Raw genomic sequence first — 889 nt, 5'->3', positions numbered from 1 at the left:
CCATGATAAACCGGCTTTCTACATAACATTTTCATTATGATAGTACACCAACTAATAACAGCTGCATAGATCATCGTAACCTTGCTTTTACTGACAATTTTAAAAAAGCCACGCTGATAAGCTTTGTCTAAAAGCATCAGTGTGGCTTTATCATTCAGATTAGTACGGGCGATCTCCATCAGTTCCTGGTTTATTGATACCTAAACTACTAAATTCATGTAGTTTGGGATCATTAATAACCTTCATAATCAAATCAGCAATACTTTCCCGGGAAATAATAGTTCCCTTGAATGGTGTTCCCTTTTCGGTCAATTCATAGTCAATTTCGTGATCATTGTTCATATAAGCTGCACGAATAATCGTGTAGTTTACATTAGAATTCTCAATAATTTTAGCAGCTCGACGTGTGTCGTCCATAATTGGTGTACCAATTGATGATTCAACCCAACAGCCAAACTCACCGGGTACTTCATGATATAAGCCTAATCCAGTCACGTAGATCAATCTGTTAACGCCAGTTGCTTCCATTGCTTTGATTATATTAGCTGCCATTGGTTCAAACTCACCACCAAGATTTGCATAAACAATATCTTGACCAACCATAGCATGGCGTAGTGTTTCATAATCATTAACATCGCCCTCAATCACGTTTTCGCGTGCAGACTGCACTTCACCAATACGATTGGCACGACGTAAATACAATGTTAATTGGTCTTTAGTTTCATTTAACAAGCGGTCACGTACAATTTTTGCAATTTGACCATTTGCACCCAGTATTAATATTTTTGTCATTTGATTACTCCATTTCTATTGTTAGTATCATTGCACAAATTAAGGTTTGTATTATTACTTGATACTTACTAGGATAGGAGCGTTCTTTGGATATGTG

1 protein-coding gene is annotated in these 889 nt (G+C 36.7%); it reads right to left on the bottom strand.

What is annotated here, in order from left to right:
• Nucleotides 1–159: 159 nt before the first annotated feature.
• Nucleotides 160–792 (bottom strand): NAD(P)H-binding protein, encoded by a 633-nt coding sequence (locus FD16_RS12445; RefSeq protein ID WP_056938576.1) that lies wholly within the window; start codon nt 790–792, stop codon nt 160–162.
• Nucleotides 793–889: the final 97 nt, after the last annotated feature.

The sequence above is a fragment of the Paucilactobacillus suebicus DSM 5007 = KCTC 3549 genome, assembly GCF_001434475.1.
Classification (GTDB): Bacteria; Bacillota; Bacilli; order Lactobacillales; family Lactobacillaceae; genus Paucilactobacillus; species Paucilactobacillus suebicus.
This window is presented reverse-complemented; position numbering and strand designations above follow the sequence as displayed.

What these genes read in the sequence shown, in the direction of transcription:
- FD16_RS12445 (WP_056938576.1), bottom strand. Translation starts at nt 792, where the DNA reads ATGACAAAAATATTAATACTGGGTGCAAATGGTCAAATTGCAAAAATT.